This is a genomic window from Rhodanobacter sp. UC4448_H15, assembly GCF_052978265.1.
Genome location: NZ_CM129665.1, coordinates 2,337,932 through 2,352,571, shown reverse-complemented (window position 1 = coordinate 2,352,571; position 14,640 = coordinate 2,337,932). Strand labels below are relative to the sequence as shown.

10 protein-coding genes and 1 tRNA gene are annotated in these 14,640 nt (G+C 65.2%); all 11 read left to right on the top strand.

Features of this window, described 5'->3' with window-relative positions; genetic code table 11:
* Positions 1-2 precede the first annotated feature (2 nt).
* The 11 genes from nuoL to pnp all read left to right on the top strand — a co-directional run bounded on the left by nuoL (position 3) and on the right by pnp (position 14,527).
* Positions 3-2,030, top strand: a complete 2,028-nt coding sequence (nuoL, locus tag ACVCMI_RS10610) for an NADH-quinone oxidoreductase subunit L (RefSeq protein WP_447098847.1) — start codon at positions 3-5, stop codon at positions 2,028-2,030.
* Positions 2,031-2,044: 14 nt separating this feature from the next.
* Positions 2,045-3,550, top strand: a complete 1,506-nt coding sequence (locus ACVCMI_RS10605; RefSeq protein WP_447098848.1) for a complex I subunit 4 family protein — start codon at positions 2,045-2,047, stop codon at positions 3,548-3,550.
* A gap of 12 nt (positions 3,551-3,562) precedes the next feature.
* Positions 3,563-5,017: an NADH-quinone oxidoreductase subunit NuoN gene (gene nuoN / locus ACVCMI_RS10600; RefSeq protein WP_447098849.1), complete on the top strand. Its 1,455-nt coding sequence runs from the start codon at positions 3,563-3,565 to the stop codon at positions 5,015-5,017.
* A gap of 90 nt (positions 5,018-5,107) precedes the next feature.
* Positions 5,108-5,184 (top strand) — tRNA-Met (locus ACVCMI_RS10595).
* A 181-nt stretch (positions 5,185-5,365) separates the two neighbouring features.
* A complete protein-coding gene (locus tag ACVCMI_RS10590; protein WP_447098850.1) occupies positions 5,366-5,893 on the top strand; it encodes a ribosome maturation factor RimP in 528 nt (175 codons plus the stop codon).
* Positions 5,894-6,006: 113 nt separating this feature from the next.
* Entirely contained in the window at positions 6,007-7,512 is a 1,506-nt protein-coding gene (gene nusA / locus ACVCMI_RS10585) for a transcription termination factor NusA (protein WP_395118588.1), read from the top strand.
* 131 nt (positions 7,513-7,643) lie between these two features.
* On the top strand, positions 7,644-10,418 hold the full coding sequence (gene infB / locus ACVCMI_RS10580) for a translation initiation factor IF-2 (protein WP_447098851.1): 2,775 nt from the start codon (positions 7,644-7,646) through the stop codon (positions 10,416-10,418).
* A 156-nt stretch (positions 10,419-10,574) separates the two neighbouring features.
* Entirely contained in the window at positions 10,575-10,958 is a 384-nt protein-coding gene (gene rbfA / locus ACVCMI_RS10575; protein ID WP_395118584.1) for a 30S ribosome-binding factor RbfA, read from the top strand.
* Positions 10,959-10,972: 14 nt separating this feature from the next.
* The gene (truB, locus tag ACVCMI_RS10570) at positions 10,973-11,911 is read left to right on the top strand and encodes a tRNA pseudouridine(55) synthase TruB (protein ID WP_447098852.1); all 939 of its coding nucleotides are present in this window, start codon (positions 10,973-10,975) and stop codon (positions 11,909-11,911) included.
* A gap of 157 nt (positions 11,912-12,068) precedes the next feature.
* Entirely contained in the window at positions 12,069-12,338 is a 270-nt protein-coding gene (gene rpsO, locus ACVCMI_RS10565; protein WP_136257158.1) for a 30S ribosomal protein S15, read from the top strand.
* An 83-nt stretch (positions 12,339-12,421) separates the two neighbouring features.
* Positions 12,422-14,527: a polyribonucleotide nucleotidyltransferase gene (gene pnp / locus ACVCMI_RS10560; RefSeq protein WP_395118580.1), complete on the top strand. Its 2,106-nt coding sequence runs from the start codon at positions 12,422-12,424 to the stop codon at positions 14,525-14,527.
* Positions 14,528-14,640 lie beyond the last annotated feature (113 nt).

Sequence of the window (14,640 nt, the reverse complement as noted above, 5' to 3'; positions counted from 1 at the left end):
CCATGGGTCTTTCCACGAGCGTCCTGTTGACCATCGCACTGGCGCCGCTGCTCGGTTCGCTGGTGGCCGGTTTCGTCAGCCCGTTCCTAGGCCGCGCGGGTCGCGCGGTCGCCCACACCGTCACCATCGCGTGCATGATCGTGTCGGTCGCGCTGTCGTTCCATGTGCTGTACCAGCTCACCGTGGGCGGCGCGGACAACTACAACCAGAACCTCTACACCTGGTTCCAGATCGGGCAGGTCAACGCCAGCGTCGGTTTCATGGTGGACAGGCTCACCGCGATGATGCTGGTGGTGGTGGGCTTCGTCTCGCTGGTGGTGCACCTGTACACCATCGGCTACATGCGCGACGACCCGGGCTATACGCGCTTCTTCAGCTACATCTCGCTGTTCACCTTCTCGATGTTCATGCTGGTCATGAGCAACAACTTCATGCAGCTGTTCTTTGGCTGGGAAGCGGTGGGCCTGGTGTCCTACCTGCTGATCGGCTTCTGGTACAAGCGGCCGACCGCGATCTTCGCCAACCTGAAGGCGTTCCTGGTCAACCGTGTGGGTGACTTCGGCTTCCTGCTGGGCATTGCCGCGGTGTTGACCTTCCTGCACACGCTGGACTACGCCAGTGCGTTCAGCGCGGCGCCGGGGCTGGCTGGCCAGACGCTGCAGATCACCGCGAACACGCAGTGGGATGCGGCGACCGTGATCTGCATCTTGCTGTTCGTCGGCGCCATGGGCAAGTCGGCACAGGTGCCGCTGCACGTGTGGCTGCCCGATTCGATGGAAGGCCCGACCCCGATCTCGGCGCTGATCCATGCCGCGACCATGGTCACCGCCGGCATCTTCATGGTGGCGCGCATGTCGCCGCTGTTCGAGATGTCCTCGACTGCGCTGAGCTTCGTGCTGGTGATCGGCGCCACGACTGCGCTGTTCACCGGGTTGATTGGCATAGTCCAAAATGACATCAAGCGCGTGGTGGCGTACTCGACGCTGTCGCAGCTGGGCTACATGACGGTGGCGCTGGGCGTGTCGATGTACTCCGGCGCGGTATTCCACCTGATGACCCACGCCTTCTTCAAGGCGCTGCTGTTCCTCGGTGCCGGCTCGGTGATCATCGCCATGCACCACGAGCAGGACATGCGCTACATGGGCGGCCTGCGCAAGTACATGCCGATCACCTGGATCACCATGTGGATCGGCTCGCTGGCGCTGGTGGCGGTGCCGTTCACCTCGGGTTTCTACTCCAAGGATGCGATCATCGAGGCGGTCGGCCTGTCGCATCGCTGGGGCGCCAACTATGCGTACTTCTGCGTGATGGCCGGTGCACTGGTCACGGGCCTGTACACGTTCCGCCAGATGTACCTGACCTTCCACGGCAAGGAGCGCTTCACTGTCGTCGCCTCGCATGGTCACGGTCATGACGATCACGACCACCATGAACCGGGCGTGCTGGCGCATGCGCCGAAGGAGTCGCCGTGGGTGGTGACCGTGCCGCTGGTGCTGCTGGCGATCCCGTCATTGCTGATCGGCTACGTCACCGTGGCGCCGATGCTGTTCGGCAACTGGTTCGGCAGCGCGATCCACGTGGACGAGGCCAACAACGTGCTGGCCGAGCTGGGCCAGGAGTTCCATGGCGCGGCGGTGATGGCGTTGCACGGCTTCACCCAGCTGCCGTTCCTGCTGGTGGTGGCGGCCTTCGTGATCTGTACCTACATCTACGTGTTCAATCCCGCGCTGGCCGGTCGGATCAAGCAGGCGCTCAAGCCATTGTGGACGGTGCTCGACCGCAAGTACTGGGCGGATGAAGTGGAGTACGCGCTGTTTGCCAGCGGCGGGCAGAAGATGGGGCGCCTGTTCTGGAAGTTCAGCGACGCCGGCGTGATCGACGGCGTGGCGGTGAACGGGTCGGTGCGGCTGGTCCATCGCGGCGCGGCATTGCTGCGGAGACTCCAGACCGGTTACCTCTACCACTACGCGTTCGCCATGATCATCGGCGTGATCGTGCTGTTTGGCGGCTATCGACTGTTCGGCAACTAGGGGAAGCAGGCTCCATGTTCAATCATCTTCTCAGTCTGCTGATCTGGCTGCCCATCGTCGGCGCGGTGCCGGTGCTGCTGGCCGGTTCCGCCCGGCCGATGCTGGCGCGCTGGCTGGCGCTGCTGATTACCATCGCGACCTTCGTGATCAGCCTGTGGCTGCTGCGCTACGACCCGGAAGGGTCGGTGATGCAGCTGCAGGAAACCCATGTGTGGATCTCGACCTGGGGCGTGCATTTCACCCTGGCGGTGGACGGCATCTCCGTCGCGCTGATCCTGATGACGACCTTCGTCGGCATCCTGGTCATCGCCGGCGCGTGGAAGGTCATCCAGAACCGTCCGCACCAGTACATGGCCTGCATGCTGTTGCTGGAGGGCCTGCTGATCGGCGTGTTCTGCGCCACCGACGCGCTGGTGTTCTACGCCTTCTTCGAGGCGGTGCTGATCCCGATGTACATCCTGATCGGCATGTGGGGCGGTCCGCGGCGCGTGTACGCGACGTTGAAGCTGTTCATCTACACGTTCACCGGTTCGGTGTTCATGCTGATCGCGCTGCTGTACCTGTACCAGAAGGCGCACACGTTCGATCTGGCGACGCTGGCGGCGCTGCCGCTGACGATGAAGGAGCAGGCCTGGCTGTTCTTCGGCTTCCTGATCGCCTTCGCGATCAAGGTGCCGATGGTGCCGGTGCACACCTGGTTGCCCGACGCGCACGTCGAGGCGCCCACCGGCGGTTCGGTGTGGCTGGCGGCGGTGATGCTGAAGATCGGCACCTACGGCATGGTGCGCTTCATCCTGCCGATCACCCCGGACGCCGGTGCGCACTTCGCGTGGATCGTGATCGTGCTCAGCCTGGTCGCGATCGTCTACATCGGCTATGTCGCGCTGGTGCAGGAGGACATGAAGAAGCTGGTGGCCTATTCGTCCGTGGCGCACATGGGCTTTGTCACCCTGGGCATCTTCATGGCCTTCATGCTGGTGCGTGAAGGCGGCAATACCGACATGGCCAGCCTGGGCATGCAGGGCGCGATGGTGCAGATGATTTCGCACGGTTTCGTCTCCGGCGCCATGTTCACCTGCATCGGCGTGATGTACGACCGCACCCACACGCGCCAGATCAAGGACTACGGCGGCGTCATCAACATGATGCCGTGGTTCGGCCTCTTCTACGTCTTGTTCGCGATGGCGAACTGCGGCCTGCCGGGCACCAGCGGTTTCGTCGGCGAGTTCATGGTGATCCTGGCCAGCTTCAGCGCCAGCCCGTGGATCGCGTTGTTTGCCACGTTCACCCTGATCATCGGTGCCGGCTACACCTTGTGGTTGGTCAAGCGCGTGCTGTGGGGCCCGGTGACCACCGAACACGTCAAGCACATGACGCCGATGACCCCGCGTGAAACCTGGGTGCTGATCGGCTTTGCCGTTGCGGTCCTTGCCATCGGCGTGTGGCCGCAGCCGCTGATCCACCTGATGGACAGCTCGGTGGCGCACCTGGTGCAGCAACTTGCCGTCCACAAGATCTGAGCAGAAGCGAACATGCCCACTCTCTATGACATCCTGACCCTGCTGCCGGAGCTTTACCTGGTGGTGGCGGTGTGCCTGATCCTGCTGCTGGACGCGTTCATGAAACCGGCGCAGCGCCCGCAGCTGCACTGGATCTCCATCGCCGTGCTGCTGGTGGCGATCTACCTGGTGGTCGCCGGCCAGCCCGAACAGACCGCAACCGCGTTCAACGGCATGTTCGTGCGCGACCACGTGGCGGAGATCCTCAAGGTCTTCGCGCTGGGCATCACCGCGGTGGTGTTCGTGTACGCGCGGCCCTACATGATCGACCGCAAGCTGTTCGGCGGCGAGTTCTACGCGTTGATGATTTTCGCCGCGCTCGGCGTGATGGTGATGGTGTCGGCCGGCAACCTGGTAACGATCTACCTCGGCCTGGCGCTGCTCTCGCTGTCGTCCTATGCGCTGGTCGCGCTCAACCGCGATGCCCGCCTGCCGCCGGAGGCGGCGATCAAGTACTTCGTGCTGAGTGCCCTTGCTTCCGGCATGCTGCTCTACGGCATGTCGATGGTCTACGGCGCGTCGGGCATGGGCGGCACGCCGACACTGGATCTGGCGCAGCTGCATGGCGTGATGGCCTACACCACGGCACCCAAGCTGTTGCTGCTGGGCCTGATATTCATGCTGGTGGGCATCGGTTTCGAGCTGGGCGTCGCGCCGTTCCACATGTGGCTGCCGGACGTCTATCACGGAGCGCCGACGCCGGTGACGACGTTCATCGGCGCGGTGTCGAAACTGGCGGCATTCGGCCTGGCCTGGCGCCTGCTCGAGGTCGGGATGGGCGATCTCAGCCATTATTGGCAGCCGATGCTGGCCGCGCTGGCCACCGCATCGCTGGTGATCGGCAACCTGGTCGCCATCGTGCAGACCAACTTCAAGCGCATGATGGCGTACTCGACCATTTCGCACATGGGCTACGTGTTGCTGGGCCTCTCGGCGGCAACCCCTGAAGGCTACTCGGCTGCGCTGTTCTACGTGATCTGCTATGCGCTGATGAGCGCGGCGGCGTTCGGCGTGATGCTGGTGCTCGCCCGGACCGGGTTCGAGTGCGAGGAGATCAGCGATTTCAAGGGTCTGAACCAGAAGGCGCCGTGGATGGCGTTCCTGATGCTGTTGGCGATGTTCTCGCTGGCCGGCGTGCCGCCGCTGTTCGGCTTCTGGGCCAAAGTGCTGGTGCTGGAGGCGGCGATCCACGCCGACATGTTGTGGCTGGCCATCGTGGGCGTCGTCACCGCGTTCATCGGGCTTTACTACTACCTTTACGTCATCAAGGTCATGTACTTCGATGCGCCGGAGGAAGGCGCGGTGGTGGAGGTCAAGACCGACACCTCGCTGCGCGTGGTGCTGTCGGTGAATGCCTTGGCGCTGCTTGCGCTCGGCCTGTACTGGGGGCCGCTGCTGGCATGGTGCCAGCGCGCGTTCGGCGTCTGACGCCCATGTCGGCGGATGGTTTTCCGGCCAGCGCGACGATCTTCGTGCTTGCAAGAAACCCGCCATCCCGGTAGACTTTGCGGACTCTGATGCGGGGTGGAGCAGTCTGGCAGCTCGTCGGGCTCATAACCCGAAGGTCGCAGGTTCGAATCCTGCCCCCGCTACCAGATCTTTCTTGATGCAAGAAAGCCTCCTCGTGAGGCTTTTTTGTTGGCTGCAAGGATGTACCGCACGGCGCGAAACGCGAGCGCCGGACATGGAACGCGACACGAGGACGATCATCGGCGAGTTAGGGAAATGGGCCGTTGGAGCCCATTTTTTGTTTCCGCGACCGAGTTCAGGTGAGTGATGGATACCCAGGCTCTGGCACGACGATTCAGCGAAGTACTGGCCGATCTGGGCCTGGAATGCCTTGGCGTGGAGTTCACTCCATCGCAGGGGCAGAGTACCCTGCGCGTTTACCTTGATTTGCCCGAGGCGGATGGCGCGGAGCGTCGTGAAGTCGGCATCGAGGATTGCGAGAAGGCGAGTCGCGAGCTGTCGGCGCTGCTCGACGTGGACGACCCGATTCCCGGTCATTACGTGCTGGAAGTCTCCTCGCCGGGCATCGACAGGCCGTTGTTCACCGCGGCGCAGTTCCGCAAGGCCGCGGGACAGGAAGTGAAGGTGCTGCTGAAGGCACCGCTGGATGGCCGCCGTCGCCTGCGCGGCAAGCTGGCCGTGGTGGAGGGCGACCGCATTTCGCTCGAAGCGGAAGGCCGCACCTTCGATTTCGATCACAACCAGGTCGAGAGTGCGCGCGTGGTGCCGGACTGGGTCGCGCTCGGTTATGCGCCCCAGCCCAAGCCCGGCGGCAAGCGCCCTGCGAAGAGTTAGCAGAACCCATTGAAAAGCCTGCCACGGATGGCGGACCTTTGATCCACGTGTTCATGGACGAGCGCAGAAAAATCAACAATTGGACGCCGCCTGGCGCCTGTGGAGTTGCAGCAATGAGCAAAGAACTTTTGCTGGTCGTCGATGCGGTCGCCAACGAAAAGGGCGTATCGGAAGACGTGATCTTCGACGCGATGGAGGCCGCACTGGCTTCGGCCGCCAAGAAGCGGTACCCGGACGAAGAGCCGGATATCCGCGTGTCGATCGATCACGCTACCGGCGAGTACGAGACGTTCCGCCGCTGGGAGATCATCGCCGACGACGGCGAGATGGAATCCCCGGCGTACCAGCTGCGCCTGATGGATGCGCTGGACGAGCGTGCCGACGCCCAGGTCGGCGAGTACATCGAGGAGCAGGTCGAGAACGCCGAATTCGGCCGCATCGCCGCGCAGGCCGCCAAGCAGGTGATCGTGCAGCGCGTGCGCGAGGCCGAGCGCCAGCAGGTGGTGGACGCCTTCGCCGATCGCGTCGGCGAACTGGTCACCGGCATCGTCAAGCGCGTCGAGCGCGGCAACATCTATCTCGACCTCGGCAGCAACGCCGAGGCGTTCATCCCGCGCGACAAGACCATTCCGCGCGAGTCGGCGCGCGTGGGCGACCGCGTGCGCGGCTATCTCTACGAGGTCAAATCCGAGGTTCGTGGCCCGCAGCTGTTCGTGTCGCGCGCCGCGCCGGAGTTCATGATCGAGCTGTTCAAGCTGGAAGTGCCGGAAGTCGGCCAGGGCCTGGTCGAGATCAAGGGCTGCGCGCGCGACCCGGGCGACCGCGCCAAGATCGCCGTGCTGGCGCACGACAGCCGCACCGACCCGATCGGCGCGTGCATCGGCATGCGCGGTTCGCGCGTGCAGGCGGTCTCCAACGACCTCAACGGCGAGCGCGTCGACATCATCCTGTGGCACGAGAATCCGGCCCAGTTCGTCATCAACGCGATGGCGCCGGCCGAGGTGCAGTCGATCATCATGGACGAAGAAAAGCACTCGATGGACATCGCGGTGGCCGAGGACAAGCTGTCCCAGGCGATCGGCCGCGGTGGCCAGAACGTGCGCCTGGCCAGCAAGCTGACCGGCTGGCAGCTCAACGTGATGACGCAGGACCAGGTCACCGCCAAGAGCGAGGCCGAGCAGGAAGCGGCACGCGTCCTGTTCATGGACAAGCTAGAGGTCGACCAGGAGATCGCAGTCATCCTGGTGCAGGAGGGTTTCTCCAGCATCGAGGAAATCGCCTACGTGCCCAGCGCCGAGCTGCTGGCCGTGGAGGGCTTCGACGAGGACATCGTCGAGGAGCTGCGTGCCCGCGCCCGCGATGCGCTGCTGACCGAGGCGCTGGCGGTGGAGGAGGGCGTCGACGATCACCAGCCCAGCGCCGAGCTGCTTGCCCTGGAAGGCATGGACGAGGAAACCGCTTATGCGCTGGCCGCGCGTGAGGTCTGCACGGTCGACGACCTGGCCGACCTGGCAGTGGACGACCTCATCGATATCGAGGGCATGGATGAGGAGCGCGCTGCGGCGCTGATCATGGCGGCCCGCGCGCCGATGATCGCGCGGCTGGAGCAGGGTGGCTGAGCGCGGGTACGGCGGCACCCCGGACGGGTGCGCCGGGAAGAACCCCGGGGTTCTTCACCAGGGATGGAAAGGGCGGCGATCATGATGCCGCACGAAATGACAAGCGCGGGAACGGCGGAGCAGAGAACAGAATGTCGGACGTCACGATCAAACAACTCGCCCAGGTACTGGGCATGCCGGTCGACAAGTTGCTGACGCAGCTTGGCGAAGCGGGCATGAAATTCTCCGACCAGGAGCAGGTCATCAGCAGCACCGAGAAGGTGAAACTGCTCGGATTCCTGCGCCGAACCCACGGCAAGGCCGAAGCCGCCGCCGAGGTTGCGGATGCGGCACCGCGCCAGATCACCCTGCGACGACGCACGGTGGGCGAATTGAAGGTGGCCGGCTCCGGTGGTCGTGGCGCCGCCGGCCCCGCCAAGACGGTAAACGTGGAAGTGCGCGCCAGGCGCACCTACGTCAAGCGCAGCGTGATTGCCGAGGAGGCCAGCGCCGAACCCGAGCGCGAGGAGGCCGTGCGCAAGCTGCAGGAATCGCAGCAGCAGCGCGAGCGCGAGGAGCGCGAACGGCTGGATTCCGAGCAGCGCCGCGAGAAGGACGCGCGCCAGCGCGAGCTCGACGAACAACAGCGCCAGGAAGAAGCCCGACGTGCCGAAACGGCCGCCGAAGCGCAGAGCGCGGCGGATCTCGCCGAACCCGCGCCGGAAGCGCCTGCCGAGGAGCCGGTGGTCGCTGCCAGCGAACCCGTCGACGAGGAGCCGGGCGTGCAGCGCATGGACCAGCGCGAGCTGGGCATGATCCTTCCGCGCATTCACGAGCCGCGCAAGCGCGAAAAACTGGTCAAGCCGCCCGCCCCGGCACCGGCTCCCGCACCGGCGCCCGCGCCGGCAGCGAGCGATGCGGCTCGCGGCGGCAAGGCACGGCATGGCCGCGAGCGCAGCGAGGACGTCGGCAGCAAGCACGAGCGCGACGGCAGCAAGCGCTTCGCCGGCGGCCAGATGCACCTCAGCGAGGCCGATCGCGCACGCCGCTCGTCCTCCAGCACCAAACGCGGCAAGGGCGGGCGCAGTGGCGGTCGCGACCTGCTGGCGCGCGGCAGCGGCGTGTCCGGCGGAACGCACGGGTTCTCCCGTCCCACCGCACCGGTGGTGCGCGAGGTGGTGGTGAGCGACACCAACGTGGTGGCCGATCTCGCCCAGAAGATGGCGGTGAAGGGCTCCGAGGTGGTGAAAGCCCTGTTCAAGATGGGCGTGATGGCGACGATCAACCAGACCGTCGACCACGACACCGCCGTGCTGGTGGTCGAGGAACTCGGCCATACGCCGGTGGCGGACAACCAGAACAACGCCGAGGAGACGCTCGCGGCGCATACCCAGAACATCGAGCTGGAAGGCGAGAAGGTTCCGCGGCCACCGGTAGTGACGATCATGGGTCACGTCGACCACGGCAAGACCTCGCTGCTCGACTACATCCGGCGCACCAAGGTGGCATCCGGCGAAGCCGGCGGCATCACCCAGCACATCGGCGCGTACCACGTGAAGACCTCGCGCGGCGTGATCACCTTCCTCGACACCCCGGGCCACGCGGCGTTCACCTCGATGCGCGCCCGCGGTGCGCAGTCGACCGACATCGTGATCCTGGTGGTGGCTGCCGACGACGGCGTCAAGCCGCAGACGATCGAGGCGGTCAAGCATGCCCGCGCGGCCAACGTGCCGATCATCGTGGCGGTCAACAAGATGGACAAGGACGGCGCCAACCCCGACAACGTGAAGCAGGGCCTGGTTGCGCAGGAAGTGGTGCCGGAAGACTGGGGCGGCGACGTGCAGTTCGTGCCGGTGTCGGCCAAGACCGGCATGGGCATCGAGGAACTGCTCGAAGCGATCTCGATCCAGGCCGAGGTGATGGAGCTCAAGGCGGTGGCCGACGGCCGCGCCTCCGGCGTGGTGATCGAATCCAGCCTGGATCGCGGCCGCGGTCCGGTGGCCACCGTGCTGGTTCAGCAGGGCACGTTGCGCAAGGGCGACTTCGTGGTCTGCGGCATCGAGTACGGGCGCATGCGCGCGTTGATCAACCAGTCCGGCAAGCAGGTGGACGAAGCCGGTCCGTCGATTCCCGTGCAGGTGCTCGGTCTGTCCGGCGTGCCCGAGACCGGCGACGATTTCGTCTGCGTCGAGGACGAGCGTCTGGCCCGCGAAGTGGCGCAGGAGCGTGAGCTCAAGCGGCGCGAGACGCGGATGGTCAGCAAGAGCAACCGTCTGGAAGACATCATCGCCAAGATGGGCCAGGGCGACGAGCAGCAGACGCTCAACATCCTGGTCAAGGGCGACGTGCAGGGGTCGGTGGAGGCCTTGCGCGAGTCGCTGACCCAGATCGGCAACGAGCGCGTGCGGGTCAACGTGGTGTCCTCCGGCGTGGGCGGCATCAACGAATCCGACGCCACGCTCGCCGCTGCGTCCAAGGCGCTGGTGATCGGCTTCAACGTCCGTGCCGACGCATCGGCGCGCAAGGTGATCGAAACCAACGGCCTGGACGTGCGTTACTTCTCGATCATCTACGACGTGATCGATCAGGTCACCCAGGCGGCCACCGGCCTGCTCGGCATGGAAGTGCGCGAGGACATCATCGGCATCGCCGAGGTGCGCGACGTGTTCCGCAGTTCCAAGTTCGGCGCCGTGGCCGGTTGCATGGTCACCGAGGGCCACGTCAAGCGCAGCAAGCCGATCCGCGTGCTGCGCGACAACGTGGTGGTGTTCGAGGGCGAGCTGGAATCGCTGCGCCGCTTCAAGGACCTCGTGGAAGAAGTCCGCAGCGGCATGGAGTGCGGCATCGCCGTCAAGCAGTACAACGACGTCAAGGTCGGCGACCAGATCGAATGCTTCGAGCGCACGGAAGTGGCTCGCACCTTGTGATGCCTGCGGCATCGCAAGGTGCGAGCGGGAATAGGGAATAGGGAATCGGGAATAGTCAGAGCGGCTGTCCCGACTTCCCTGGCCTCCATGCTCCCGTGACGCACCTTTGCCTTTCCGATTCCCTATTCTCGATTCCCTATTCCCGGCTTTCCAATCATGCCTTCCCGCGACTTCAAACGTACCGACCGCATCGGAGCCGAGCTGCGCCGCGAGCTTGGGCTGCTGGTGCATGCCGCGGTGCGCGACCACGGCCTGCCGTCGGTGAGTGTTTCCGATGTCGAGATCACCCGGGACCTGGACTGGGCGACGGTGTGGGTCACCGCGCTGGTACCGGAGCAGGGTTTGCCGGCGGTGAAGGCGCTCAACCAGATGGGGCACGAGATTCGCCACGCGCTGGCGCACAGCGGCATGCGCATGCGGCGCGTGCCCGAACTGAAATTCAAGTACGACGATTCGGTCGACAAGGGCGAGCGCATCGAACGCCTGCTGCGCGAACAGGCGGATGCACCCAAGCCGGACGATGACGCCAACGCGGTCTGAGTCTGGCGGCACGAATGCGCAAACCACCCCGCATCCAGTACCGCGACCTGCACGGGATCGTGCTGCTCGACAAGCCGATCGGCTTGAGCTCGAACCAGGCCTTGCAAGGCGTTCGCCGGCTGTTGCGCGCGGCCAAGGGCGGTCACGCCGGTGCGCTCGACCCGCTGGCCAGCGGTCTGCTGCCCTTGTGTTTCGGCGAGGCCACCAAGCTGGCCGGCACCTTGCTCGGCGCCAGCAAGGGTTATCTGGCTGAATGCCGGCTCGGCATCAGCACCGACACCGGTGACCGCGAGGGCGAGGTGATCGCACGCCAGCCGGTGCCCCGACTCGACCCCGAGCTGATCGAAGCCGCGTTGGCACCGCTGCGTGGAGCGATCCGTCAGGTGCCGCCGATGTATTCGGCGCTCAAGCAGGATGGCGAAAGACTGTACGTGAAGGCGCGCCGCGGCGAGTCGGTGGAACGGCCGGCGCGCGAGGTGGTCGTGCATCGACTGGAGCTGCTCTCCCGCGACAGCGACACCTTGCAGTTGCTGGTGGAATGCGGCTCGGGAACCTATGTGCGCTCGCTGGCGACGGATCTGGGTGCCACCCTGGGTTGCGGCGCGCACCTGACTTCGCTGCGGCGCACCTGGGTGGATCCCTTCCGCGATCCGCGCATGGTCACCATGGCCGAACTCGAGCAGGCAGCGGAGCAGGGCGACGAGGCCTTGCTGTGCCATCTGCTGCCGGTGGCCGAGGGTCTGCGCGACCTGCCGTCGGTTCACCTGGACGAGGCGCAGGCGATGGCCGTTTCGCGTGGCCAGCCGATCCAGCTTGACCCCTCGGTACCCGCCGGTCGCTGCGCGGCATTCGCGCCCGATGGTGCCTTGCTCGCCGTGCTCGAACTGGACGACATGCGCCGCAGCAGCATCCTGCGCGGCTTCAACCTGCCGCCAGCGGACGGATTTGCCTGAAAAGCGGGCTGCGCACTTGTTGTAACACCACTGGCATCAGTAGAATAGACAAGTTATTTCAACGCTTTCACTCCAACCAGGGCGAAGCTTGCGCTTGCGTCATCTCGCGATGATGCAAGCGCAAGCTTCGCATCGCCTTTCAAGGAAACGTACAACCATGTCCCTTACCGCAGAACAGACCAGCAAGATCATTGCTGATTTCGGCCGCGTGCCGAACGATACGGGCTCGACTGAAGTCCAGGTGGCCCTGCTGTCCGCCCGCATCGACCATCTCACCGGTCACTTCAAGGATCACATTCAGGACCACCACTCGCGTCGTGGCCTGCTCAAGCTCGTCAACCAGCGCAAGCGCCTGCTCAGCTACCTGAAGGATCGCGATCTTGCGCGCTACCAGACCCTGATCGAACGCCTCGGCCTGCGCCGGTAACGCTGGGCGCCGTTCGCGGACGCGAGGATCATGCGGCGCCCGTGCGCGGGCGCCTTTCCCAATTCAGATCAGGAAACAGTCACGTGGCAAAAGTAACCAAGTCATTCCAGTACGGTAATCACGAAGTCACGCTGGAGACGGGCGAAATTGCCCGCCAGGCATCCGGTGCGGTCATGGCCAGCATGGGCGGCACCGTGGTGCTGGTCACCGCCGTCGCCGCGACGAAGCAGAAGGAAGGCCAGGATTTCTTCCCGCTCACCGTCGACTACGTCGAGAAGTTCTATTCCGCCGGCCGCATTCCCGGCGGCTTCTTCAAGCGCGAAGGCCGTCCGACCGAGAAGGAGACGCTGACCTCGCGCCTGATCGATCGCCCGGTGCGCCCGCTGTTCCCGGATGACTTCAAGAACGAAGTGCAGGTCATCGCCCAGGTCGTCTCGCTGAACCCGGAAGTGGACGGCGACATCGTGGCCCTGCTCGGCGCCTCCGCCGCGCTCAGCCTGGCCGGCATCCCGTTCAAGGGCCCGATCGGCGCCGCCCGCGTCGGTTACGCCAACGGCAAGTACCTGCTGAACCCGTCGACCACCGAGCTGAAGACCTCCCAGCTGGACCTGGTCGTCGCCGGTACCGCCGGCGCCGTGCTGATGGTGGAATCCGAAGCGCAGCTGTTGTCCGAGGACGTGATGCTCGGCGCGGTGATGTTCGGCCACCAGCAGATGCAGACCGCCATCCGCGCGATCGCCGAACTGGCCACCGAGGCCGGCAAGCCGTCGTGGGACTGGCAGGCACCGGCGCGCAACGAGTCGCTGGCCGCTGCCGTCAAGGGCGCGGTCGGCGACCAGCTGGCCGCCGCGTTCCAGGTGCGCGACAAGCTCGAGCGTCGCGACGCGATCTCCGCGATCAAGGCCGACGTGCTGGCCGGGCTCAAGGCACAGGCCGAAGAAAACGGCTGGTCCACCGCCGCGATGGCCAAGGAATTCGAGGAGCTCGAATACCACACCATGCGCGACAGCGTGCTGAAGACCAAGGTGCGCATCGACGGCCGCCAGCTCGACGACGTGCGTGCGATCACCGCCCGTGTCGGCGTGCTGCCGCGGACGCATGGTTCGGCGCTGTTCACCCGCGGCGAGACCCAGGCGCTGGTCGTCATCACCCTGGGCACCACGCGTGACGCGCAGATCATCGACGCTCCCGGCGGCGAGTCGAAGGACCCGTTCCTGTTCCACTACAACTTCCCGCCGTTCTCGGTGGGCGAAGCCGGTCGCTTCGGCGCGCCGAAGCGTCGCGAGATCGGTCACGGCCGTCTTGCCAAGCGTGGCGTGCAGGCGGTCAAGCCGAGCATCGAGGAGTTCCCGTACGTGGTGCGCGTGGTCTCGGAAATCACCGAGTCCAACGGTTCCTCGTCGATGGCCTCGGTGTGCGGTTCCTCGCTGGCGATGATGGATGCCGGCGTGCCGCTGAAGGCACCGGTGGCGGGTATCGCCATGGGCCTGGTCAAGGAGGGCAACGACTTCGTCGTGCTGTCCGACATCCTGGGCGACGAGGATCACCTCGGCGACATGGACTTCAAGGTGGCCGGCAGTGCCGAAGGCATCTCCGCGCTGCAGATGGACATCAAGATCGACGGCATCACCGAGGAGATCATGAAGGTGGCGCTGGAGCAGGCCAAGCGCGGCCGCCTGCACATCCTCGGCGAAATGGGCAAGGCGCTCAGCACCGCCCGCACCGAGATGAGCGAGTTCGCCCCGCGCCTGATCACCATCAAGATCCACCCGGACAAGATCCGCGAAGTGATCGGCAAGGGCGGCGCCACCATCCGCTCGATCACCGAAGAGACCGGCACCACGATCGACATCAGCGATGACGGCACCATCATCATCGGCTCGGTCAATCGCGAGGCGGGCGAAGCGGCCAAGAAGCGCATCGAGCAGATCACTTCCGACGTCGAGCCGGGCCGCATCTACGAGGGCAAGGTCGCCAAGCTGATGGACTTCGGCGCGTTCGTGACGATCATGCCGGGCAAGGACGGTCTGGTGCACGTATCGCAGATTTCCGACGAGCGCGTCGAAAAGGTCTCCGACAAGCTCAAGGAAGGCGACATCGTCAAGGTCAAGGTGCTGGAAGTCGACAAGCAGGGCCGCATCCGCCTGTCGATGAAGGCCGTGACCGAGGAAGAGCGCGCCAGCGTCTGAACTCCGCCACGAGGCAATTCCGCAAGGCCCGGCCCATGCCGGGCCTTGCGCGTTTCGGGGCCGGTGATTTTGTGCAACCTGCTTTTGCTAGGATGGATGGACCTTGCGCGAGG

What these genes read in the sequence shown, in the direction of transcription:
- nuoL (WP_447098847.1), top strand. Translation starts at nt 3, where the DNA reads ATGGGTCTTTCCACGAGCGTCCTGTTGACCATCGCACTGGCGCCGCTG.
- ACVCMI_RS10605 (WP_447098848.1), top strand. Translation starts at nt 2,045, where the DNA reads ATGTTCAATCATCTTCTCAGTCTGCTGATCTGGCTGCCCATCGTCGGC.
- nuoN (WP_447098849.1), top strand. Translation starts at nt 3,563, where the DNA reads ATGCCCACTCTCTATGACATCCTGACCCTGCTGCCGGAGCTTTACCTG.
- ACVCMI_RS10590 (WP_447098850.1), top strand. Translation starts at nt 5,366, where the DNA reads ATGGATACCCAGGCTCTGGCACGACGATTCAGCGAAGTACTGGCCGAT.
- nusA (WP_395118588.1), top strand. Translation starts at nt 6,007, where the DNA reads ATGAGCAAAGAACTTTTGCTGGTCGTCGATGCGGTCGCCAACGAAAAG.
- infB (WP_447098851.1), top strand. Translation starts at nt 7,644, where the DNA reads ATGTCGGACGTCACGATCAAACAACTCGCCCAGGTACTGGGCATGCCG.
- rbfA (WP_395118584.1), top strand. Translation starts at nt 10,575, where the DNA reads ATGCCTTCCCGCGACTTCAAACGTACCGACCGCATCGGAGCCGAGCTG.
- truB (WP_447098852.1), top strand. Translation starts at nt 10,973, where the DNA reads ATGCGCAAACCACCCCGCATCCAGTACCGCGACCTGCACGGGATCGTG.
- rpsO (WP_136257158.1), top strand. Translation starts at nt 12,069, where the DNA reads ATGTCCCTTACCGCAGAACAGACCAGCAAGATCATTGCTGATTTCGGC.